This window comes from Staphylococcus sp. GDY8P198P (assembly GCF_017891615.1).
Classification (GTDB): Bacteria; Bacillota; Bacilli; order Staphylococcales; family Staphylococcaceae; genus Staphylococcus; species Staphylococcus cohnii.
Map to the genome: position 1 here is coordinate 124,958 of NZ_JAESJQ010000012.1, position 24,344 is coordinate 149,301.

At 33.7% G+C, this 24,344-nt stretch carries 19 protein-coding genes and 2 pseudogenes; 5 read left to right on the forward strand and 16 right to left on the reverse strand.

The features are described 5' to 3' along the window. Positions 1-64 precede the first annotated feature (64 nt). Together KA824_RS09910 and KA824_RS09915 are read right to left on the reverse strand one after the other, a co-directional pair. Positions 65-541 (reverse strand): SRPBCC domain-containing protein, encoded by a 477-nt coding sequence (locus KA824_RS09910; protein WP_181187653.1) that lies wholly within the window; start codon positions 539-541, stop codon positions 65-67. 77 nt (positions 542-618) lie between these two features. Further along, positions 619-2,001 carry an amino acid permease gene (locus KA824_RS09915; RefSeq protein ID WP_181187652.1) on the reverse strand — a complete coding sequence of 461 codons (1,383 nt, stop codon included), beginning with the start codon at positions 1,999-2,001 and terminating at the stop codon, positions 619-621. A gap of 829 nt (positions 2,002-2,830) precedes the next feature. Between KA824_RS09915 and KA824_RS09920 the strand changes: the two genes are divergently transcribed. From KA824_RS09920 to KA824_RS09930, 3 genes are all read left to right on the forward strand, one after another. Continuing rightward, the gene (locus tag KA824_RS09920) at positions 2,831-4,075 is read left to right on the forward strand and encodes a Glu/Leu/Phe/Val family dehydrogenase (protein WP_107384029.1); all 1,245 of its coding nucleotides are present in this window, start codon (positions 2,831-2,833) and stop codon (positions 4,073-4,075) included. 221 nt (positions 4,076-4,296) lie between these two features. After that, a complete protein-coding gene (locus tag KA824_RS09925) occupies positions 4,297-5,241 on the forward strand; it encodes an agmatinase family protein (protein ID WP_181187651.1) in 945 nt (314 codons plus the stop codon). Between the two features lie 60 nt (positions 5,242-5,301). Continuing rightward, positions 5,302-6,477 (forward strand): Nramp family divalent metal transporter, encoded by a 1,176-nt coding sequence (locus KA824_RS09930; protein WP_394859105.1) that lies wholly within the window; start codon positions 5,302-5,304, stop codon positions 6,475-6,477. A gap of 71 nt (positions 6,478-6,548) precedes the next feature. On the opposite strand, the gene KA824_RS09935 is transcribed toward KA824_RS09930, so the two are convergent. The 5 genes and pseudogenes from KA824_RS09935 to KA824_RS09955 form a co-directional block, all read right to left on the reverse strand. Further along, positions 6,549-7,622 carry a YkvI family membrane protein gene (locus tag KA824_RS09935; RefSeq protein WP_107385826.1) on the reverse strand — a complete coding sequence of 358 codons (1,074 nt, stop codon included), beginning with the start codon at positions 7,620-7,622 and terminating at the stop codon, positions 6,549-6,551. A gap of 289 nt (positions 7,623-7,911) precedes the next feature. Next, positions 7,912-9,230: pseudogene (locus tag KA824_RS13025) on the reverse strand (MFS transporter). Between the two features lie 32 nt (positions 9,231-9,262). Continuing rightward, the gene (locus tag KA824_RS09945) at positions 9,263-10,633 is read right to left on the reverse strand and encodes a flavin monoamine oxidase family protein (protein ID WP_181187649.1); all 1,371 of its coding nucleotides are present in this window, start codon (positions 10,631-10,633) and stop codon (positions 9,263-9,265) included. Between the two features lie 32 nt (positions 10,634-10,665). After that, the gene (gene dapA / locus KA824_RS09950) at positions 10,666-11,547 is read right to left on the reverse strand and encodes a 4-hydroxy-tetrahydrodipicolinate synthase (RefSeq protein ID WP_107385829.1); all 882 of its coding nucleotides are present in this window, start codon (positions 11,545-11,547) and stop codon (positions 10,666-10,668) included. Between the two features lie 28 nt (positions 11,548-11,575). Further along, a pseudogene (locus KA824_RS09955) lies at positions 11,576-13,073 on the reverse strand (aldehyde dehydrogenase family protein). A 171-nt stretch (positions 13,074-13,244) separates the two neighbouring features. Between KA824_RS09955 and KA824_RS09960 the strand changes: the two are divergent. Beyond that, the gene (locus KA824_RS09960; protein WP_107385831.1) at positions 13,245-14,105 is read left to right on the forward strand and encodes a MurR/RpiR family transcriptional regulator; all 861 of its coding nucleotides are present in this window, start codon (positions 13,245-13,247) and stop codon (positions 14,103-14,105) included. 96 nt (positions 14,106-14,201) lie between these two features. Here the strand turns inward: KA824_RS09960 and KA824_RS09965 are convergent, their stop codons facing one another. The 8 genes from KA824_RS09965 to eda are packed head-to-tail and all read right to left on the reverse strand — an operon-like array spanning position 14,202 to position 21,912. Continuing rightward, positions 14,202-15,023, reverse strand: coding sequence for an SDR family oxidoreductase (locus KA824_RS09965; RefSeq protein ID WP_107385832.1), 822 nt, complete (start codon positions 15,021-15,023; stop codon positions 14,202-14,204). Beyond that, positions 15,023-16,054: a mannonate dehydratase gene (gene uxuA / locus KA824_RS09970; RefSeq protein ID WP_181187648.1), complete on the reverse strand. Its 1,032-nt coding sequence runs from the start codon at positions 16,052-16,054 to the stop codon at positions 15,023-15,025. Before uxuA ends, KA824_RS09965 begins: the two co-directional genes overlap by 1 nt. Before the next feature lie 2 nt (positions 16,055-16,056). Next, complete coding sequence (gene uxaC, locus KA824_RS09975) at positions 16,057-17,463, reverse strand: glucuronate isomerase (protein WP_107385834.1); 1,407 nt, start codon at positions 17,461-17,463, stop codon at positions 16,057-16,059. A gap of 15 nt (positions 17,464-17,478) precedes the next feature. Then, positions 17,479-18,774, reverse strand: coding sequence for a TRAP transporter large permease (locus KA824_RS09980; RefSeq protein WP_107384037.1), 1,296 nt, complete (start codon positions 18,772-18,774; stop codon positions 17,479-17,481). After that, positions 18,771-19,280, reverse strand: coding sequence for a TRAP transporter small permease (locus KA824_RS09985; RefSeq protein WP_107385835.1), 510 nt, complete (start codon positions 19,278-19,280; stop codon positions 18,771-18,773). Before KA824_RS09985 ends, KA824_RS09980 begins: the two co-directional genes overlap by 4 nt. Beyond that, positions 19,255-20,292, reverse strand: coding sequence for a TRAP transporter substrate-binding protein (locus KA824_RS09990; RefSeq protein WP_181187647.1), 1,038 nt, complete (start codon positions 20,290-20,292; stop codon positions 19,255-19,257). The genes KA824_RS09985 and KA824_RS09990 overlap by 26 nt, the downstream gene beginning before the upstream one ends. 28 nt (positions 20,293-20,320) lie before the next feature. Continuing rightward, positions 20,321-21,292 (reverse strand): sugar kinase, encoded by a 972-nt coding sequence (locus tag KA824_RS09995; protein ID WP_107517880.1) that lies wholly within the window; start codon positions 21,290-21,292, stop codon positions 20,321-20,323. A gap of 2 nt (positions 21,293-21,294) precedes the next feature. Next, a complete protein-coding gene (gene eda, locus KA824_RS10000) occupies positions 21,295-21,912 on the reverse strand; it encodes a bifunctional 4-hydroxy-2-oxoglutarate aldolase/2-dehydro-3-deoxy-phosphogluconate aldolase (RefSeq protein ID WP_107385838.1) in 618 nt (205 codons plus the stop codon). A gap of 145 nt (positions 21,913-22,057) precedes the next feature. Here eda and KA824_RS10005 point away from each other — a divergent pair, with 145 nt between their 5' ends. After that, complete coding sequence (locus KA824_RS10005; protein WP_107385839.1) at positions 22,058-23,002, forward strand: LacI family DNA-binding transcriptional regulator; 945 nt, start codon at positions 22,058-22,060, stop codon at positions 23,000-23,002. Between the two features lie 443 nt (positions 23,003-23,445). Here the strand turns inward: KA824_RS10005 and cidR are convergent, their stop codons facing one another. After that, a complete protein-coding gene (gene cidR / locus KA824_RS10010) occupies positions 23,446-24,321 on the reverse strand; it encodes a cidABC operon transcriptional activator CidR (RefSeq protein ID WP_181187646.1) in 876 nt (291 codons plus the stop codon). Between the last annotated feature and the right edge of the window lie 23 nt (positions 24,322-24,344).

The following is a 24,344-nucleotide window of genomic DNA, read 5'->3' on the forward strand; positions in this document are numbered from 1 at the left end:
AGCAAACGAAATTTGTTTCCGTTTGCTTGCCTTATTTTTTGATAAATTTTTAATGCATTTCACTTTAAATCACCGCTAAACTGGCTTCAATTTCAGTTTTCTTCGCTTCAAAATCACAATCCTGTTGCTCTAACGGCTTACCTGTTTCGGCAATATTTTTGATACTTTCTATTTGAAATTGCCATCCAGCAAAATCTAGTGTAATATGTGGAAATTCAAAAGGTAAATACTCATAAAAAATGAATTCTACATAGGATTGATGTTCATATAATTCAAATTTCACTTTCCCAATATCCCATGTAAAACCAATCCTTTTATTTGCTTCAAAATGTGTAATACGCATTTCTAAATCTTCACTATCATCTAAGTGAAACAACATTTTTCCACCTTCTACGCGTTCTTGAAATGACAATTGAGAAAACCATTGCTGTATCCCTTCCGTGGTACTTAAATAATCAAAAATACTATGTGCATCACTTTTGATCTTCAAATTTATTGTTTGATAAATACCTGATTGATCTTTAGCATACTGTATCGCCATTTTTCTCCTCCTAAAAAAATAGGAATATAACCTATAAGTAATCATTACTTTGGTTATATTCCCTAAAAATATTTTTATTATACTTTTTCTTTGGATTGTGATTGAAGCGCTTTTTCTTTTTTCGTGTAATTAAAATAGATGAGTCCCAATAAGATAAACCATATTGGCGACAACACAACACCCATTCTTGTGTCAGGTACAATAAATAATATCAACAACACAAAGACAAAGAATAATTGTACAAACCTTGCAGTGTGAATACCACCTGGTAACTTGAACTGACTTTCTTTGTGGTGGTTAGGATTTGATTTCGCATATTTTGCATAAGCATGCATGATGAACATCCATACAACAACTAACAAAATAGTTGAAATTGCAGTTACGTAGAAAAATACTTGTGTTGCATTTGGAATAAAATAATTTAAAAGTACAGTTATAGATAATAACGCACAAGTGACAAGTATTGCGACAGAAGGTACACCTCTATGATTCGTTTTCATTAGCAAGTGGTGTGTTTGACCTTTTTCCGACAGTCCAAAGAGTATTCTACTATTTGCAAAAATACCACTATTACAAGCCGATGATGCTGCTGTAAGTACTACAAAATTGATTAAACCAGCTGCAAATGGTACTCCAATTAATGCAAATAAGCTGACAAATGGACTGTTGTTCGGATCTATATCTTGCCAAGGAATAATTGACATCATAACGGCTAAAGCACCCACATAAAATAGTAAAATACGAATAGGTACACTATTGATCGCTTTAGGTATCGTTTTATGTGGATTTCTCGTTTCACCTGCTGTAATACCTAGAATTTCTATACCTGTAAATGAGAAAACAACCATTTGAAATGACATAAAGAATCCAGAAGCACCATGTGTAAATAATCCACCATTACTATAAATATTAGATATACTCGTTTTTCCAAATGGCGTTTGAATCGCAAATATAATCATCACTACACCCACAACTATGAGTGCCAATATCGTTACAACTTTAATAATGGCAAACCAAAATTCTAACTCACCAAACATTTTAGTACTCGTTAAGTTAAAAGTCATGAGTATCAAGATACAAGCTAATGATGTAATCCAATTTGGTAAATCTGGAACCCAATATTCTACATATTTCGCAACAGCTGTAATTTCTGCCATACCTGAAGTTATCCATGTTAACCAATACGTCCATCCTGTTACAAAACCAGCAAAAGGCCCAATTTGATCATGAGCAATATCTGCAAATGTTTTGTATTTCGTATTAGCAAGCAACATTTCCCCCATCGCGCGCATAAATAAAAATAAAACAAAACCTACAATAATGTAAGTGAGTAATATCGATGGTCCAGTCAAACTGATAGACTGACCTGCCCCTAAAAATAGGCCAGTACCAATAGCACCACCAATAGCAATAAGTTGAATGTGTCTATTGCTTAACTCTCTGTTTAATTTATTTGTCATAAATTTGCTCCAATTCCTTTGTTTTAAAACATAATCAACATATAGAACTTAAAATCATACCCCTTAACTTCAAGTTGCAAAATACTATAAATCAAAAATGTTTGATTGTATAATATTATTTATTTCTGAAAATTACAACTATTCCTCAAAATTATTTTAAATAAAATTGTGTTATTACACTATTATTTTATTTATACTATAAAGTTTATGAGTCATTTACTATATGATTTATTTCTATTTTCATTGTGCATTATGTTGATTTCATTCTATATCACTATTGCGAGGTAAAATCTATGTAAAATATAAATATTTAAGACGTATGTTTCTTCATTGTTCATAGCTATAGTAGAGAAGTCTAGTTATGACATAGTCCCAATATAGATGAGCAATACACAATGTAACGTGTCATAAAAAAATATAACTATTATAATAAATATATGGTCTTTAATCATGGCTAGCCATTTTCGTACACCATTAAAAATCACTTTTAACTATCCCATGAGCACTTATATTTTAGTAACATTAAATATAACTATCTACAACATCATTCTCCTTTCAATATCTATTAAGATTTAAGTATAATTAACCAATTTTGTAATGTTGATTTTCACCACTGTAATGTGTTTTCTTGGCGTCCTCTGCAATATTTAATCACTATTTAAGCTTAAAATGAAATATTTGTTCACAAAAAAATTATACACCTTTATATTAATTGAATTTTCTAACTTTTATAAAAATTCAGTTATTATGTATTGATTTTATATCTTATTATCGATAACATTTATATATAAGTAACTTATATATTGAAGTAATGATAGAGGAGATAAACATGACAGAAAATAATAACTTAGTAACTTCGACTCAAGAAATTATGAAGGAAGCCCTACATAAATTAGGTTTTGACGATGGTATGTATGAACTTGTCAAAGAACCTTTAAGGTTTTTAGAAATTCGAATTCCTGTACGCATGGATGATGGCACTGTCAAAACGTTTAAAGGATATCGTGCGCAACACAATCAAGCTGTTGGCCCAACAAAAGGTGGCATCCGTTTCCACCCTGACGTGAATGTAGAAGAAGTCAAAGCATTATCGATGTGGATGACAATGAAATGCGGTATCACAAACTTACCTTTCGGTGGTGGTAAAGGTGGCGTTATATGTGATCCAAGAGAAATGAGTAATTTAGAACTAGAACGTTTATCACGTGGTTATGTCAAAGCTATCTCGCAATTTGTAGGACCTGCCAGTGATATTCCAGCACCAGATGTATATACAAACCCCCAAATTATGTCCTGGATGATGGATGAATATAGTAAAATCAACCGTTCAAATGCATTTGCGTTTATTACAGGTAAACCACTTTCTTTAGGTGGTTCGCAAGGCCGTAATCGTGCTACAGCGCTAGGTGCTGTAATCACAATTGAAGAAGCTGCAAAACGTCGAAATATTAATATTGCAGGTTCTCGTGTAGTGATTCAAGGTTTTGGTAATGCCGGAAGTTTCATTGCTAAAATTTTACATGATAAAGGTGCTAAAATTGTCGCAATATCGGAAAGTCGAGGCGCTTTATATGATCCTGAAGGTCTAGATATTGAACACCTTCTAGCATTGAAGGAACAACATGGTCGTGTAACACCATTGTTTGAAGAAGTCCTTCCTAATGAAAAATTATTTGAACTCGACTGTGATATTTTAATTCCTGCAGCATTATCTAATCAAATTACAGAAACAAACGCACATTTAATTAAAGCTAAAATTGTGGCAGAGGCAGCCAATGGCCCTACGACACAAGAAGCAACTAAAATATTAACGCACCGTGACGTTTTAATCATACCAGATGTACTTGCTAGTGCAGGTGGCGTAACGGTATCTTATTTCGAATGGGTTCAAAATAATCAAGGCTATTATTGGTCTGAAGAAGAAATTATCACGAAACTTGAAGAAAAGATGGTTGAAGCATTTAATAAAATTTATGATTTGGCAGAAAATAGAAAAATGGATATGCGCTTAGCAGCTTATGTTGTAGGTCTAAAACGTACAGCTGAAGCAACACGTTTCCGTGGCTGGGCATAATACTTACTTTCTATTTTATGGCGCAAAAAGCTGATTCAAATTTGAATCAGCTTATTTTTTTACCTTAGTATTCATGATTTAATCAAATTTCAAAACTAAAATACTTTCCTATTGATATATTTACATTTTTAAAAGGTTTAAAAATAGAATTTTCTGAATTTGTTTGAAATTAAAAATTATCCAATATATACTTATTTACAACAAAGGGGAGGTTATACATTATGAAAAACAATATTTATGGTAATGTACCATGTTTTTTAAATGGTAAAAATCTTACATCCACAGATAATTTAGATACAGATGTTATTGTTTATGGTGCACCTTTTGAAGGTGAAAGTACCTGGGGTGACTATACTGGTGTTGAATTAGGTCCAAAACAAATTAGAGTTTGCTCAGCACGTTATAGTCAATATTTACCAGAGTTGAACCATATTGATATTAGCGAACATTTAACAATGGGCGATGTCGGTGATGTACCATTTGTTGCGCACAATAATCAACAAAGCTATGAAAACATTGAAAAATTCACTAAAAGGCTATGGGAAAGCGAGAAATTTTTAGTTGGTTTTGGTGGTGAACATGGTGTCACTTACCCTATTCTTAAGTCACTGACAGAAACGGGTAAAAAAGTGGGCATTATACATTTGGATGCGCATTATGACAACATGCCTGATTATGAAGGAGAAATTTACGCTCGTAATACCCCATTCATGAGATTATATGAAACAGATGGTATACGTAATGAAAGTATCATTCATACAGGTATTCATGGTCCTAGAAACAAACCAGAGACAGGCCGTTATGCTCAAGAAGCTGGTGCAGTAACACTTACGATTAATGATATTAGAGCAGCAAAAGATTTAAAACAATATGCTAGAGACATTTATGCTCAAGCGAGTAAAGATGTAGATGTCGTCTATTTAACAATTTGCAGTGATGTACTAGACTTTGCCTTTAATCCAGGCGGTCCTGTAGATGGCAATGGACTAAGTTCTTATGAACTATTAACAATGATATATGAGTTTGGTGCGTTAGGCTTATGCGGTATGGATTATGTAGAAGTTTATCCAATGCAAGACGCAAACCAGAACTCTGCACACTTCGTTTCAACAGCTGTATTACATGTACTTGCGGGTCATGTAAATTATTTAAATAAAACGAAATAATGAGGGGTGATGACATTGGTCAAAAATGTAAGGAAGATTATTAAATCTCTTGGTCCTGGTATGATTATCACCGCTTCATTTATTGGTCCTGGAACCGTAACAACAATGACACAAGGTGGCGCTGGTTTTGGTTATAGTCTATTATGGGCTGTTGTTTTCTCAATTGTTGCAACCATCGTACTCCAAGAAATGATTATTCGACTGTCACTCGTAACAAGAGAAGGTTTAGGGGAAGCAATACAAGAATTGTTTGCCCATAAAGTAGGTAAACTGATTATTGTATGGTTTACCTTAATAGCTGTAACCATTGGTTGTGCTGCTTATATTAGTGGCGATTTAATTGGAACTTCACTTGGTGCAGCATATCTATTAAATTTACCAGAAAATCTAGTAGCGCCTATCATCGGCTTTATTATTTTACTTATCGGGTTATTTGGTAATTATAAATTTTTGGAAAAAATAATGATTTTCCTTATGGTAATCATGGGCATCATCTTTATTACAACTATGGTTGTGATTAAGCCAGATATTTTTGGTATTTTAAAGGGTGTATTTGTACCTACGATTCCGAATGGCTCTATTATAACTGTCATAGCATTAATTGGAACAACAGTAGTCCCTTATAATTTCTTCATCCACTCTACAGCGGTACACGAACGTTTTAATGGTATAAAAGAACTCAAATTTGCGCGTTGGGATACTATTATTTCAATAACTGTTGGCGGTATTATTTCGGCAGCTATTCTTATTGCCGCTGCCACATTAATTCGAGGTGATGAAGTCAAAAGTATTATTCAACTTTCTGGACCACTTAAACCAGTTTTAGGCGATGCTGCACCCTTTGCAATTAGCATTGGTTTGTTTGCAGCTGGGCTTTCATCAGCGATTGCTTCCCCTACTGGTGCGGCAGCTACAATAAGTAGCTTATTAGGATGGAAAGGTGGCATGGAAAGTAAAAAATACAAGATTGTATTTACAGTCATTATCCTTATTGGTATTACAACATCCTCACTCGGATTTGAACCATTAGAAGTATTGTTAGTGGCACAAGCTTTAAATGGTATTATATTACCTATCGTTGCCATACTAATCTTTATTATCATCAACAAGAAAAATCTAATGGGCCGTTTCGTCAATAACATTTGGCTTAATATTATCGGTTTTATCGTTGTTTTAATCGTCACATTCTTAGGCCTTTATAGTCTAGTTGACGCAATTACAAGTTTCTTGTCTTAAATTAAAAAGACGTATAGTCCAATTGTCTACAAAATTGGTTACTATACGTCTTTTATTTACATTTTTAGCGATTACATTAAACGTTTTTCACTAAATTTATTATAAACCCATCTAATTAATAATGCAGCACTGATAAACAGACCAATATAGCCAAATGTTTTAAACACAAAGTTCACAAGATCTACAAAGCCAATAAAACTTAAGATAAAAGCTACAATTAAAGAAATTGCCAAAAGTGCAACGTAGCCTTTACTACTTGGTCGTGTAAATCTACTTAAAAATGGATACAACATACCAATACAGCTATTGAAAATAACACCAATCATTACTGCTGACATAAATACACCTATATAAGGATGTATATCATTGGCCAATAATAATGTAGGAATATCTACACTATTAGCATTTTGGATGTTAGCCATTAATCCACACGTCATAATTAATAACAATATACTAAATGACAGGCCACCGTAAAACGCTCCCCTACGCGCTGTTTTATGACTCATAGCATCACTACCAACGATGGTTAGGAAACTAAAGCTATTTCCAATAATTAATCCTCCATAAACAATTGCATCCCACCACCATATGGAACTAGACGTTTTAGATGGTTTTGTATATTGTGCTACCTCTGAAAATGGAATTGTAGGATTGATAATGTTATAGCCCGCAATCACTAAAACTGCGATTACTAAAAACGGCGTAACTACGCTTAATATTGTCATGATCTTATTAAATTTAAGTTGCAGTACAATAAAAAGTAAAATTACAATCGCTAATGAACCTGTCCACATCGGAAGTCCAAACCCTTGATAAAGTGCAGAGCCTCCACCAGCAATCATGACCACAGTTAAACCAAATAAAAAGAAAATTGTTAAATAATCAATTACCTTACCGACATATTTTCCGAAAATATGGTTCAATGAAATTTCATATGTATTCGCGTCCAAACGATAACCAATTTTTGAAATTTGTCTAGTTGCAAACGTTACAATAATACCTGTAAGAATTACTGCAATATATGCATAGTTTCCATGGTTAACAAAGAATTGTAATAGTTCTTGGCCCGTTGTAAATCCTGCGCCAACTATAAAACTAAGATAAGCGAGCGCAGTCTTAACTGCAGCCTTATTATCTTTACTCATTTATCATACATCCCCTTCAAAGTTAGTTACTATGTACTATTTATCAGGTTTTCAAAATAAATAATAGTTGTGCCAATAGATTAAAAATACAAAAATCGAAACAAACGGGAGCGAGACAAATATCATACTTTCATAGTAGATGCTTTTGTCTCGCCCCAGCAAAAGTAACTAGGGTTAATAAACAATTTATCTAGTCAACTTTTTCACTTCATTCAGCTCATAACAACCGTATTCAATTAAATCAAAGCCATTCATTTATACCTAGACTCAAAAAACTTTAAAATTTAACCTAAATAGCTCCTGCCTCTTCTAAATTTTTCCCTTTCGTTTCCGGTGCCATATAGATTGACAGTATAAAACCAATAAATAATAGGGTTGATGAAATATACATTGTTATACTCAACCCATAATTTTCTAAAATCATCGGAAAGAAAAATGTACTTAAAGCAGATGCTAATCGACTCACAGTAGTAGTAAATCCTCCACCTGTACCACGTACATAAGTTGGGAATAGTTCATATGGATAAATCCATTGGTGGCTTCCCATAGCTGTATTGAAAATACCGTAAATAATAAATAGTACAAGTATAATTAGAAATGGAGCGTTTCCTCCAGATACTATACCTAATGATAACAAAGCTAGTGCAGTAATCAAGAAGGGCCATATCAAAGTTGGTCTTCTTCCATACTTTTCAACTAAGTATAATGCTGGAAAAATACCTATTAAATAAAACATATTAATAACAGCAGATCCTAAATATTTTTGTGAGCCTTCATGGAATCCAAATTGTGAAAGAATCTCAGGGATATACGTTCCAATAGCAAATGTAGTCATCACTTGTAATGACCAAAATACAGAAACAAAAAATGTACGTCTGCCATAACCATTTTTAAAAATATCTGCCAAATTTGTTTTCTTATGCTCATGAATTGTATTTGAAACAACCACGTCGTCACCAAATATTTTTTTTACAATTTGTGCTGCTTCTACACTTTTCCTTGTTTTGTTAACCAGTGTGGAGATTCTGGCATATTAAGTCGAGCTAATAATAAAAAGATAATTGGTAAAGCCCCGCTTAATAACATCCATCTCCAACTCTCTGTGCCTAATGGGAGCATAAAATAACCAACAAGATACGAAATAGCATAGCCAATAAACCAAAATGTATTAATGCCACCTAACAATGCTCCCCTATGCTTTCTGGGTGCAAATTCGCTCATAAGCGAACCAGCTATTGGATAATCTGTACCTAGTGCAATACCAATCAACAGTCTCAATACTACTAACTGCATTGGATCTGCAACAAAAAATTGTGCGGTGGTGAAAACACCTAATAACAACATATCAATAATAAACATTTTTTTCCGTCCTAATATGTCAGTAAAATAACCGCCAACTAACCCGCCAATGACCATACCTGCTAATGTCCCCATACCTAGTAAACCAATCATCGTCACAGACATTTCAAAATCATTTTGCATTACTGAAAGTGCGATGGCTATAATTCCTAAACTATAGCCATCAACAAAAGAACTGCCACTAGCATAAGAAAAAATTTTCATGTGAAACTTACAAAAGGGCATATCCTCCATAGATTTATTTGTCATAAAATAGCCTCCACATCGTTTTTTGTAAACGCTTACAAAACTTCTCGCAAATCTTCATTTTTGGTAAAACCTAATAAGCTATTAATATTTTGAGCAGCAGTATACCCAGTTTGAATTGCTGTTTCAGTATAAAACGTGCCTAAATAATCGCCTGCTAAAAACAAACGCCCTTCTGGTTCTATTAATGTTGATTGTATATCAGCACGTCCAGGATACACATACGCTGATCCATATGGAAATTTATTCACCTTAGCTTCTACGACATAATCTCTAAACCCAGGAAGAATCTCTTCTAAATCATTCAGGTATATTTCTAATATTTCGTCTTCAGATTTGTCAATTAATGCTTTACCTCTATTCGCAGGTGAAAATGTCATAAAGCTACTGCCCTGTTCACGATTTTTCTGCTGTGCATGAATGACATTTGAATTGTGTATTAAGATATCGAATGATCTCTTGGGAGTAGCAAATGCGTACACATCATCCCAAATTTGTTTACCTTGTTCATTTGTTAAGAATGATGCACTCACATGTGGGCCATATTTAATTTGGCTAAGTGCATAATCTAGCTTTGCACTTAAATTTTTTGTGATTTTACGTGTGATTGGTGCTGGTGTAGTTATGATGGCATACTTTGCAGTTTCTACAAACTCAGTTCCATTTTGTTGATATTTCACTGTTACAAAGTCTTGATTATGAATGATTTCTTGGACGTGTGCATTGATTTCAACTTTATTTTTTAAATGGTTGGCAATTGTGTTCGTTAATGTCGATGGACCTCCCATTATGTTTTGGGATAAACCGCCTTTTTTATTCCAAATCATATGAAAGTAACCGATGCCTGCACCAGCTGAAATTTGTTCAGGTTCACCTGTTGACCTACTTACTGTAGGCCTAAAAATAGCATCTGCGTCAACTGGTAATTTTCCTGTAAACTCCGAAAATGTTTTATTATTCATAAAATCTAAAATGCGTTGTTGTTGTACACTATAATCTTCAACTTCTTTCTTTTGAGCAACCTTCGCATATTTCATCACTGCAGCTCTTACTTTTGCACCTGCAGTCAACATTGCTAGTCTAGATTTCCATGACATAGGCACTCTAAATGGGTACAATTCTACTCGTCCATCTAACAAAAGTTTTCCATTTAAATGCATAGCAGAAAGTTTTCCAAGCACTGGTAATGACTTAACACCTACAGATTTTAATAAATCATCTGTTGCTGATCCTTCGCCTGCATAAACATGCCCGCCCCAATTCATCCAATAGTTACCACGTCTTTCAGACATCACGCGTCCACCAACACGATTTTCTGATTCTAATAATAGTATATCGTGGTTACTTAATCTCCATGCCGCTGATAATCCTGCCAATCCACCACCGATAATAATGACATCTTTCATATTAGCACCTTCTTATTCTAATTTTCTTGCACTTAGTTATTTATTTCATTCAATAATTGTGTCATTTTCTTTTCAAAAGATTCAGATGCTGGTTGTAACGGCAAGCGGCACGCAGTTCCTGAGATACCTAATGCTTTCAAACCAGCTTTAACTGTTCCAGGTACAGTTTCTTCTTCTAATAAGTTAAATAAAGGTAGTAATTTCTTATTTAATTCAGCTGCTTCTTTTACATTATTTTCTTGAACTAACTCATACAGTTTTGCAATTTTATCCGGAACTAAATTATGTACAAGCCCTATTGCACCATTTGCTCCTATTGATAATGAAGGTAAAAATAGATCTTCAAAACCATTTAACAAAGCAAAATCTGTATTATCTTTCACTAAGTTAAGTAATTTAGATGTATGAATACCGTCTGCAGTATTTTTAATACCGATCACACCTTCAATTTGACTAATTTCATGTATTAATTCAGGTGAAAGTTCAACGCCTGTTGCATCTGGATAATGATAAATAACGATGCCAATGTCAGCATTTTTAGCCACAGCTTTATAATGATCTAATATCCCTTCGTCACTTGTAACCATATAATATGGATTGATGACTAATGCTGAGTCTGCACCAACATGTTCTGCATAATTCGTCAATTCAATTGTATCAAGCGTTCTATGACAACCAGTTCCTGCCATTACTTGGACTCTTTTATTCACTTGGGATGTTACAAATGCTATGATTTTTTTTCGCTCTTCGAAAGTCATCAGTGAGTATTCTCCAGTACTCCCCCCTACTAGCACGCCGTGAATTCCTCCTGCAATTACATGTTCGATTAATTTTTCAAACGATTCAAAATCAATATCTCCATTTTCTAACATTGGTGTTGGTAAAGCTGCTATCATTCCATATGGTTTATACATAATATTATGCTCCTTATCTTTTTTTATTTTAATCTATATTAATCATGACGCTTTTAACTGACGTATAGCTTTCTAATCCATACTCGCCGCCCATTTCTCTACCGATACCAGATTGTTTATATCCACCAAAAGGCATTGTTTCTATTTCAAGACCGACTGTGTTAATCCATACTGTGCCAGCTTCTAACTTTTTGGATATATAATGACCTTGTTTAATATTTTGTGTCCAAACACTTGAAGCTAAACCATACTGACTATCATTAGCTCTATCAATGACTTCATCAATATCATCAAATACAAAGACAGACATGACTGGACCAAATATTTCTTCTCTCGCAATGGTCATATCATCTTCCACATCTGCAAAAATAGTAGGTTCAACATAATACCCCTGTTCATATGCTTGATTACCACCAAATATTAATCTGGCACCTTCTTTTTTTCCTTTCTCTATATAATCTATTACTTTGTCTTGTTGTCTCTTTGAAATCAACGGCCCCATATCATAACTGTCATCCATACTTGGACCTAATTTTATTGACGCTGCTTTTTCCTTTAATCCCTCTAAAACAGTTTCATAAATATCTCTATGCACATAAACACGCGTACAAGCGCTACAATTCTGTCCTTGGTTATACATTGTGCCACTAAATGCGCCTTCAATCGCTTCATCTAAGTCAGCATCTTTTAATAAAATAGCTGGAGATTTACCGCCTAATTCTAACGTGACATTTTTTATTTCATCTGCTGCACTTTTCATTACATTCTTACCTACATTTGTAGAACCAGTAAATGCGATTTTATCTATTTTCGAATGATTAACGATTGCCTCACCTGCTGTTTTACCTGGGCCAGGAACAATATTAACTACCCCATCAGGAAAGCCAGCCTGCTTAAATAACTGAGCTGCATATAATAACGATAATGGCGTTTCAGTCGCTGGTTTTATAACAATCGTACAACCCACGGCCAATGCAGCACCTAATTTCCAGGAAGCCATTAATAATGGAAAATTCCAAGGAATAATTTGTCCAACAACACCAATAGGTTCGTGAACCGTGTAACTGACCAAGTCATTTGAAATTTGAGTGGTTTTACCACTAATTTTTGTTGCAAATCCAGCATAATATTCAAATTGTTGAATTGTTCCATCTATATCATCCACTAATGCAACATCATATGGTTTGCCACTATCAATAGATTCAAGTTGAGCCAACTCTTCTCGATGTGCTTTTAACAACTGTGCAAAATCATAAATAATATTACTTCTTGTATGCGCTTCCATTTTTTGTCCATTCACCATTATCAAAAGCTGCTCTTGCTGAATCAACTGCATAATCAATATCTACATGATTAGCTTCATGTACATTAGTTATGACCTTTTCAGTAGAAGGATCCAAAACTTCAAATACCTTTCCTTCATTAGCATTACAATAAGAGCCATTAATATAAAGTTGGATATCTTCTTTCAAAAATGATTGCACTTTTGGTTTTAAATTTTCAAATTTATAATTTAGCAATTTTATACCCCCTTGTTTTTATTAAATAGAATATTATCACTTGAATGAACAAATGTAAACCCTTACATTTATAAAAGGAATATTTTTGTTCTTTTTCAGAATTTTTATTTGCTATAAACCTTTGTTATGATATAGATAAAGTTATTTGAATGAACAGAAACGAGGCGCTTGGTTTTTATGAATCAAAATCCAGATTTAAAATCAAAAATTGTAAAAGTTAAAAAAAGTTTACCCAAAAAACAGCAAAAACTCTGCGACTTTATACTTAAACATTTTGAAGACTTAGGGTTAATAACGATTAAAGAATTGTCTCAACAAGCTGAAGTGGGAATTTCTACAGTTATGCGTACCATACACGCTTTAGATTATGAAAATTTCAATGATTTTCGTAAAGATATTTACAATGAAGCCTTGCCAAATGAAACTAAATTCTCTCTTAAAAATGCTTTTGGTGACATCAATCATGAACAAGGTTTTGCATTGACTGATGTTTGGGATAAAAGCGTCGATTTATTAAATCAATCATTAAAACCTGACTTAATAGAAAACTTTGCTACTGCTGTTGAATATATAGAAAATGCAACGAGTGTATGTATCCTTGGTACACGTCCTTATAGGGCGACTGCTTTATATTTTGAGCATTTACTAAACGAATTTTATTTAAATATTCATCAGCTTAGTAATGATACTGATGCTATTTTTGATAAAATTACCAAAATGACTAAAAATGATATATTGATTGTCTTCGCTTTTGAACCCTACACAAATTCAGTGATTCAAGCTGTAAAAGAAACAAAGCGTCAAGGCAACCGTGTTATTTTAATCACAGATTATGACTCTTCACCAGTTTTAGAATATGCAACTATTACTTTAAAACTTTCTGTTAGAAAGGATCATTTTTCAATCATTCCAATTATTGCGCTGATTGATGCATTAGTGTTGGAACTTGGCAGACGTACTTCAGATAATGCACTATCCAATTTAGAAAAATTAGAAGATGTATTATATCGCAACAATATTACTTATAATGACGAATAGAATCACTGCTATTTTAATCAACTAGTGATGCAACAAAAAAATCAACACTTTCATCTTATAAAAATGAAAGTGTTGATTTTTATTTGATTATTTTATTTATACGCCAGAATATGATGAGAAGCCACCATCAACTGGAACTACAATACCTGTGACAAAACCACTCATATCGTGATCCATTAACCAGTATAATGTGCCTAAAATATCTTCAGGTACACCAAAACGATCCATTGGTGTTTGTGAAAGTATTTTTTGAGCACGTTCTGAATATGAACCGTCTTCATTTCTTAGCAATGCCTTATTTTGATTTGTTTCGAAAAATCCTGGTGCAATTGCATTAACACGAATTTGTCCCGCAAAGTAAGTGCTTAACCATTGTGTAAAGTTACTTACTGAAGCTTTTGCACCACTGTACGCTGGAATTTTTGTCAACGGTGTAAATGCGTTCATAGATGAAATATTGATAATTGTTCCTGTTTCAGACGCCACAACATCTTTGCCGAATACTTGTGATGGTAAAAATGTGCCAGTATAGTTTAATTTAAAAACTTTATCTACACCTTCTTCTGTAAGATCAAAGAACGTTTTGTCGCCTGCTTTGTCGTACATTTCATCATTCGTTGTCGCATCAGGATGATTGCCACCTGCGCCATTGATAAGTATCGTAATTGCGCCAAACTTATCATTGAATGTTTGTTTCGCTTGCTCTAAAGCTGATTTATCTAGCACATCTGCTACTAACCCTACCGTTTGCGCTCTGTCTTTATCAATTTCATCTTGCAATTCCACAATTTTGTCTTCGGAACGACCTAGTATTCCCACATTCGCGCCTTTCTCTACAAGTGCTTTGACAAAAGTAGAACCAATGACACCTGTCGCACCTGTAATAACGACATTAACATCTTTGAATTGTGTTGCCATTATTTACTCACTCCTTCTATTAAGCCATTAATATAAGTTGCACCTAAAGCTCTATCGAACAAGCCATAACCAGCTTTACCTGTTTCTCCCCAAATCATACGTCCATGGTCAGGTCTGATGGTACCTTTGTAATCAATGTCTCTCAGCGCTTCAGTAACGGCTTTCATATCTACTGAACCATGTTTAGATAAATGGCCTGTTTCTATAAATGAATATTCACCAATACGTTTAACATTTCTCATGTGTACAAAATGAATGTGATCACCAAATGTTCGAATCATGCTCGGTAAATCATTTTCTGCTAATGCGCCTAATGAACCAGTACAGAAACAAATGCCATTATGTGTATCATTGCTAATGGATAATAAACGTTCGTAACTTTCTTTATTTTTAATGATACGTGGTATACCAAATATCGACCAAGGTGGATCGTCCGGATGTATAGCCAGATCCACATCATGTTCGATAGCAGTTGGTAATACAGCATCTAAGAAGTATTTTAAGTTATCCCATAGTTGATCATCAGATGTTTCTCGATAAGATGCAATCAGTTGATTCATCTCTTCACGTGTGTAACTTTCATCCCAACCTGGTAGATTTAAATTCGTCGTTAGTGGATCAATATCTTTAATTTGATCATGATTATAGATCAGTGTATTGGAGCCATCTGATAAATCATAATCTAATTGCGAACGTGTCCAATCAAATACCGGCATAAAGTTATAAGTTACCGTTTTAACACCATTTTCAGCGAGATTAATCAGTGAAGTTTTATAGTTTTCAATGAGTTGATCTCGTTTATCTGTACCAAGCTTTATTTCCTCACTGACAGGTAAACTTTCTACAACTTCAAATTTCAAACCCGCATCTTCAATTGACTGTTTTAATGCTGCAATTCTTTCTTTAGTCCAAACTTCTCCAACAGGAATGTCATAAATAGCTGTAACAATTTGTTTCATATCTGGAATTTGTCTAATATTATTTAATGTTACTGGGTCATCTTCTCCATACCAACGAAATGATAATTCCATGGTTATACCTCCTCAACGCCTTCTATTTTGAATAATTTTACTGCATTGTTATAACAAATATCTTTCACTATTTTAGTGATGGTTTCTTCTGATAATTGAATCTCACCTTTTTCAATTCTATCTCCTAAGAAATTACATAATATTCTTCTAAAGTACTCATGACGTGTATACGAAATCATGCTACGTGAATCAGTAAGCATACCTACAAATTTAGATAATAAACCGACATTAGCATACTCTACTAAGTGTTGCTCCATACCTTCTTTTGTATCATTAAACCACCATGCAGCACCGAGTTGGACTTTGTGATTACTATTGGTAAAATTCCCTGCAGTTGCTTGTACCATTAAATGGTCATTACCATTATTTGGATAAATAATCGTATCTGATAACGCATGATTTTGTTCTAGATGATCTAGTAAGGCATTTAATTTTTTAGCACTTAGCTGTTCGCCTACACTATCAAAGCCACTATCTGGTCCTGTCATTTTAAACATACTTGAGTTATTATTTCTTGTTGGTCCAAGGTGGAATTGTACAACCCAACCTAATTCTTCATAAACCTTACTAATTTCAGTTAATATATAACCTGCTAATTCATATTGTTCAGTTTCTGTTACTTGTTCACCACGTTTTAGCGCATTATAAATTTCAGTTGCTTTTTCAACAGTTGCTGTTACTAACGGTGTCTTTTCAAAGCTTTGATCTGAACTACGTGCACCTTGTCTATCAAAATAATGTACACGCGCTTTTAACGCATCAATGTAAGTATTTAAATCTAGAACGTCACAATCCGTCGCTTGATTTAATTGGTCGATTTTTGTATGGATAGACTCATTATTTAAGAAAACATAACTGTCTGGTCTAAACGTAGGGATGACTTTAAATGTAACGTTGCTATCTTCATTTAATAACTTATGATATTTCAAGTCATCACATGGATCATCCGTCGTACATACCACTTTAACATTACTTTGTTTAATTAAATTTTGTGGTGTGTGTGAAGGTTTTGCTAACTTTTTATTTAGTGATTTATATAATTTACTGATATTCACTTTATCTAAATCTGTATCTTCATTAAAATAGCGTTTTAATTCTAATGCACACCAATGATACATTGGATTCACAATTGCAAACGGTAACATATGCATAAATGCTTGGAATTTATCAAAATCATCAACACTGCCTGTAATAAAAGCTTCCTCAATGCCATAAGCTCTCATTAAACGCCATTTATAATGATCTCCACCTAACCATAATTGTGTAATATTGTCATAATTTTTATTTTCGTAAATTTCTTTTGGGTCTAAATGACAATGGAAGTCATAAATTGGTAAATCTTTAACCTTTTGGTATAGCTTTACTGCTGTTTTACTATTTAATAAAAAATTATCATTAATTAAAGTCATATAATTGCTCCTTTTCTATAATCCTAGTAATTTCGGAAGGAATAGTGATAATTGTGGAATAAAAGTAATGATTAGCATTAAAATAATTAATGCCACAAAATATGGAATTAAATATTTAAATACTGATTCAACACGCACACCGCCTACACTTGCTCCCACAAACAACGCACTACCAACTGGTGGTGTGATATTACCAATACATAAGTTAAACGCGATAATGATACCAAAATGAATTGGATCAAGACCTAATACTTCTGAAATCGGTAAAAAGATAGGTGTAAATATAAGTACTGCTGGTGTAATATCCATAAAAGTACCAATGACTAATAAAATAACGTTGATTAATAATAACAATGCAATTGGATTGTCAGTCATTGAGATAATGCCATTGGATATCGCTTCCGGTAAACCGGTATAACTCATCACAAGTGAAAATAATGCCGAAGCGGTGATTAAGAATAAAATCATTCCGCTAATTTCAGCTGTTTCTTTGATAACGTTGGATAATTGTTTGATTTTTAAACTTTTATAAATCAACGAAAGTACTACAGAATATAAAACCGCGACTGCTGCACCTTCTGTTGCTGTAAAGATACCTCCGACAATACCGCCGATAACCACTACAATTAAAAACAAACTTGGTAATGCATCCAATGTTAAGAATAATCTATCTTTCCAACTTATTTTCTCTGATACTTTATAACCTTGTTTTTTCGCCATTACATAAGCAACGATCATACACGCAATACCCCATAAAATTCCTGGAATATAACCCGCGATAAATAGCGCTGCAATGGATGTCCCGCCGCTGACTAATGAATAAACAATCAATAGTGAACTCGGTGGGATAAGTAAACCTGAAGGTGCTGATGCGATATTTGCTGCTGCTGAGTATTCTTTTTTATAACCTTGTGTTTTTTCCATAGGTCCCATAATACGACCCATGGCAGCTGCTGCAGCTACACTAGAACCAGAAATAGAACCAAAAAGCATATTACCAACAATATTTGTATGAGCTAATGATCCTGGTAATCTGCCAACGAGCACCTTCGCAAAGTTAACTAATCTAAATGCAATACCGCCGTTGTTCATGATGATACCCGCTAGCACAAATAACGGAATCGCTAACATCGTAAAATCATCAATGCCGGTTACCATACGCTGCGCTGCAGTTACGATAGTGACATCGAATGGTAAAATCAATAACAGCGTAATAATAGAACTTAAAATAATCGCTAATGCAATAGGTAAACCAATGATAAGAAAAATGAAGAAAGTGATGAATAATACTAATCCTGCAATCGTTGTCATAAGCCATCACCGCCTTCAAGCTCATCACGCTCTTGAACTGCAGTCATTTCCTCTGTATTTAATAAATTATAAAATGCATAGAATATAATAAATACTCCTGAAACAGGCAATGCGCCATACATCGCGGCCATTGATAAACCTGTTGACGGTGCGATTTGAGACCAAGTCAATTTCACAACTTCAAAACCGCCCCAAATCATGAGCACGAGTGCCACGATAATTAATATAATGTCCGAAATCTTTTCCAAGTATAGCTGTACTTTTTCAGGTAATTTTTCTCTGATAAATACAATGGCAATATGCTGTTTAATCCCAAAGACATAACTAGCACTCAATAGCCCAAACCATATCAACAAGAATCTAACAATTTCTTCACTCGTCGTACTTGGTGTGTTAAAAATAAAGCGTGTTGCGACTTGATAAATCGATAAGATAACCATTACAAAAAGCGTAATACCAGCTAGCGTTAACAACAATTTATCAATGATTTGTTTTGCTTTTTTCATAGCGCTGTTCCTCCTTCTCGATTAGTTTATAATCCTCTTTCGTATCAGGATTATTTTTAAATTCATCTTGAAGAGGTTTAGAAGTCGCTTTAAATGTAGACTTGTCTACATCATGAAACTTCACGCCCATTTTTTCTGTCGCTGTTTTTTTAGCATCGCTCACTGCTTTATCCCAAATAACTTCATGTTTTTTTGTGGAATAATCCGCAGCATCTTCTAACCATTTTTGTTGTTGTTTCGTCAAGCTGTCATAGGTTTCTTTGTTCATAATTAAAATATCGGGCACGGTTGCATGTTCTGTGTAGTAATAATTTTTAGCAACTTCACCATGGTTATTCGTTGTTAAAGAAGTTTCATTATTTTCTGCTGCATCAATAACACCTGATTGTATTGCAGTGTACACTTCACCATAATCCATCGGTGTTGGCGTACCACCTAACGATTTAATTAAATCTACGCTTGTTTTTCCTGGTTGAACACGAATCTTCAAGCCTTTCAAATCTTTGTTGTCTTTAATCTTCTTATCTTTCGTGTAGATATTACGCATACCAGCATCATAGTAAGTAATACCTAAAAATCCTTGGTCGTCTGTCGATTTAAAGAAAGCATCTTGTACGTTTTTACGTTTCATTACGTGTCGATAATTATCTTCAGACTCAAATAAATATGGCATATTAAATAATGAATACGTTGGCGAAAAACTTTCCAGTGCGCCAGCCGAAACTTTAGTCATTTGAATTGCATTCGTTTGTGTCATTTCTATCGCTTCACGCTCACTACCGAGCTGACCATTCGGATAAATATTCACCTTTATTTGACCATGTGATTCTTTTTCTAATCTATCTTTAAAAATTTTTAATGATTTATGAACAGGATGTTCCGTTGGCTGATTATGCGCTAACATGATTTCTTTGGTCTTTGTTTTAGCAATCGTCTCCTCATTTGTAAGCATCATCGATACCATCCCCATCGCAAAGAATGCGCTTACAAGAAGGAGTGTAAATTTCCTCATAAAGATTAATCCCCTTGTATTGCAGTTTTTATCGCTTCAGTTCTCCAAAATGCGTTGATAAATTAAAAACATCACTTTCTTGTACACTTAGTGCATCTTCATTTGTTGTATGTTGTAGAACAGAACATTTTGTTGCAAAATCTACTGTATCTTCTGGTTGCCATTCTTTATTCAGTCCATGTAATACCCCCGCCATAAATGCATCACCAGCACCAATTCTGTTTAAAACGGTGTAAGTATATGCTTGGCCTTCAATATATTTTTCTTTTGTCAGCATAATACCTTGTAATGTACTTTGTTCTATATTTCTATTACTTGATGCCATCAATTCGATGTCGTATTTGGATTGAATTGCTTTTGCACATGTCTGAATGTCATCTTCTAAATCGTTCGTTTCAAGTAGATGTGTAGCATCTTTTTTTCCAAAAAATAGAACATCGACAAATGGTAAAATAGACTTGATTATTGGTACTGCTGTTTCTTTTGACCATAAATTACTTCTAAAATTAATATCGAACACTATCTTAACGCCTTGTTGCTTTAGTTTCTTTAATACATCGACAATTTGATGACGAATCATTTTATTTACAGCTAACGTAATACCTGTAAATACAAAGAAATCACCGCTTTGAGCATTGATTCCTTCCATTACATCTTCACCATGATTAGCAAACGTTGAATGTTCACGATCATAAATGACTTTGCCACTACGAAATCCGAAACTTTCTTCCATATAATATGTGCCAATTCTGCCGTTATTATATTTCACTGAAGCAGTACCTACACGTGTTTGAAACATTTTTTGTAATGCTAAATGACCAAGCGCGTGATTAGGTAATACCGTCAACATTTCAGTCTCGTGTCCAAATTGTGCTAGTGTCACAAGTGCGTTTAATTCTGCACCACCAACATTAACTTTAAACATATTGGCATCTTTCAACTGTTCATAATTTGGTGGTGTGTAACGTAATAATACTTCACCAAAACCATAGACCGTCATTGTTATACCTCGCTTTTTATTTCTGAAATATATCTTTCTAAAGCATCTTTTCCTTCTTGTTGATAAATTTTTGTGATTTCGCTTCCAATGCCAACTGCAAAACTACCAGCATCTAACCATTCTTTATGGTTTGCTTTACCAACACCACCTGTAGGCACAATTTCAATTTGTGGTAATGGCCCTTTGAAATCTTTAATTGACTTAGGTGTGAATTGTGTCGCTGGGAATAGTTTAAGGACTTTGCAACCATAACGTAATGACTCAACCATTTCTTTAACTGTCATACAGCCTGGAATATATGGCACATCATATAAGTTAGCAATTTTCGCTGTTTCTTTATCAAAGGATGGGCTAACGATAAATTTTGCACCATTTAAAATGGCAGTACGTGCAGAAATGCTATCTAATACTGTTCCTGCTCCAATCAATGCGTCCTCCCTTTTTGATAGTTCAGCTATAATTTCTATAGCGTTCGGCGTAGTTAAAGTTACCTCAATCGTATGAATGCCCTTGTCAATAATGGTATGTGCAATATCTAAAAATGATTTTGCATCTTCTGTGCGCATGACAGCAATGTGTTTACCTTGTTGAATCTCTTTCATTGTATTCATTGAATCCATGTCTTCAACCCCTCAAATATGATATCAATTACAATACCTTTAAAAATAACAACGTTGTTATTTTTGTACAAAAAAATATTGTAATGCTTATCTCTATGGTATAATTAATTTGCATTTAAATCAATCAATTTCAAGGAGAAATTTTATGGCTGTAACTTTAAAAGATGTTGCTGAAGCCTGTGGTGTCAGCTATTCCACAGTTAGTAAAGCACTTAAAAATTCTCATCTCGTAAAACCAAAAACAAAAAATATGATTCAACAAAAAGCTCTAGAAATGAATTATATACCTAATCACTCCGCTAGAGCACTTGTCTCAAAGAAAAGCGGCACAATAGGATTAATCTGGCCTTCTGTAGATCGTGTAGCCGTGACACATCTTATTTCAGAAATCAATCATGCCATTAAAGATTTAGGTTATGTCATGTTTGTGTCTATCGACGATGTCGCTGCCGCTTCAAAAAAATTTGTTGAATTCGGCTGTGATGGTATCGTCATTTTTGATGAAGGTGATGCAACAAACTTATCTCCAGAAATTTATAATAACGTTCCTGTCGTTGCCTATGGTGTCAATCGTGATATTCCTTATCCGATCATAAATGTAAATCATTCAGAAGCGATGATTATGGCAATTAAAGCATTGGTTGATCAGGGCATAGACCATATTGATTATATTGGTGATATACATACAAACGATACACGACAAATCGCTAAAAAAGAGGCGATTGCTCAATATTGTAACGAACACAAAATAGATTATCGTATCATTGATTCTACAAGTTTGAATGCAATTGAAACAGAATCTTCCGTCAAACAATTTTTACAAGCACATGCACTTGCACCAGGGGTTATCTGTGGTAGCTATGATATTACAGTCGGCACCATTAATGCACTTGGACCACAAGATCACCCTACCCTATATTCATATGACAATATACCACAAATTAAAAAATTAGATTACCCTGTCAACGCGATTGGCGTGCCAACCGCTGAAATTGCTCAAACGATTGTAGCTACTTTAGACAAAGTTATTAAAAATGAAGTCACAGCGCCCGCATATCATCTTCATCCTAAAATTCAAAAAAACATTTAAAATAAACATGCCCAAACCTATTTCTAAGGCTTGGGCATGTTTATATGTTTGTTTGATGTTTGACAAGAGGTTCGTTTATATTAACTGTACTGATTTAGAAGGTAAGCTTAGTTTTTTAATATCATTGCTCAATAATATAATAATGAATAAGAATAGGGTGTCCTTATTTTAGTGAATGAATGGGGAGAGTTATTATATTAGTTAAATTCTAGATAAATTTGTTATGAGCTTTAAATTATGAAACGCATATATAGTTAATATTTTGGCGCTAGGGATTATCATAAATGTTTTAACTTTTACTCTTCTATTAATAATCAGTACTTACTACCTCTATATCTCTATTATATTACGTACTGAAATATGATTAAAATACATAGTTAGAATATATAATATTCTGTTATGGAATACATATTTCACAACCATGAACACCTTGTTAACCACTATTACTGTGTATCTTTTAAAAATTTAATCCATTCGTGTGTTACATAATTCATATAGCTATCTTTTTTCCAAATAACTCCCAAATTCCACGATACATCTGCGCCAGAAATTTCTATACCTATGAGGTCATCATTTAAAATATCTACGATACTTTCTGGTAATATACTCACACCGATACCATCTCGAATCATATTTTCAATAAATGTAATTTGAGACATTTTTGCAACTGTTTTTGGATAAAAGCCAACTTTTCTACAACTTTCAATAATTTGATCTTTTAAATAATAATCATCATGAAACATAATAAAGCGCTCATTTTTTAAATCGCCTAGATAGACCGATGCTTGTTTAGCAAGCATCGCATCTCTGTTTACAACTAACAATAATTTCTCATTATATAATGGAATGGCATGGTAAATATCATTATCTACAGGCAACGTAGTAATACCCACGTCTATTTCATCATTATTCAAATAAGACTCTACAGCTTTCCCGCCACCTTCAATCACTTCGTAAGTTACTTTTGGATATTTACTATGAAAGTGATTTAAACTTTCTGTAAAAAGTCTCACATTCATAATCGCAGATATACCTACTCTAATATGACCTTTTTCTAAATTTGTTACATCTCCCATTTCTAATGATAAATCATCTAGAACCGCTAATGCTTCCACACATTTATCATAAAAAATCTGACCGATATCTGTTAAAATAATATGCTTTTTTCGTCTATCAAATAAAGTAATATTAAATTCGTCTTCAATACTTTTAATATTTTTACTTATTGTAGATTGCGCAATATATAAATGCTCGGATGCTTGTGTCATCCCACCATTTTTTACGACTTCTACAAAATATTTCATTTGCTTTATTTCCATGTTAAACCCCTCTGTACCAATCT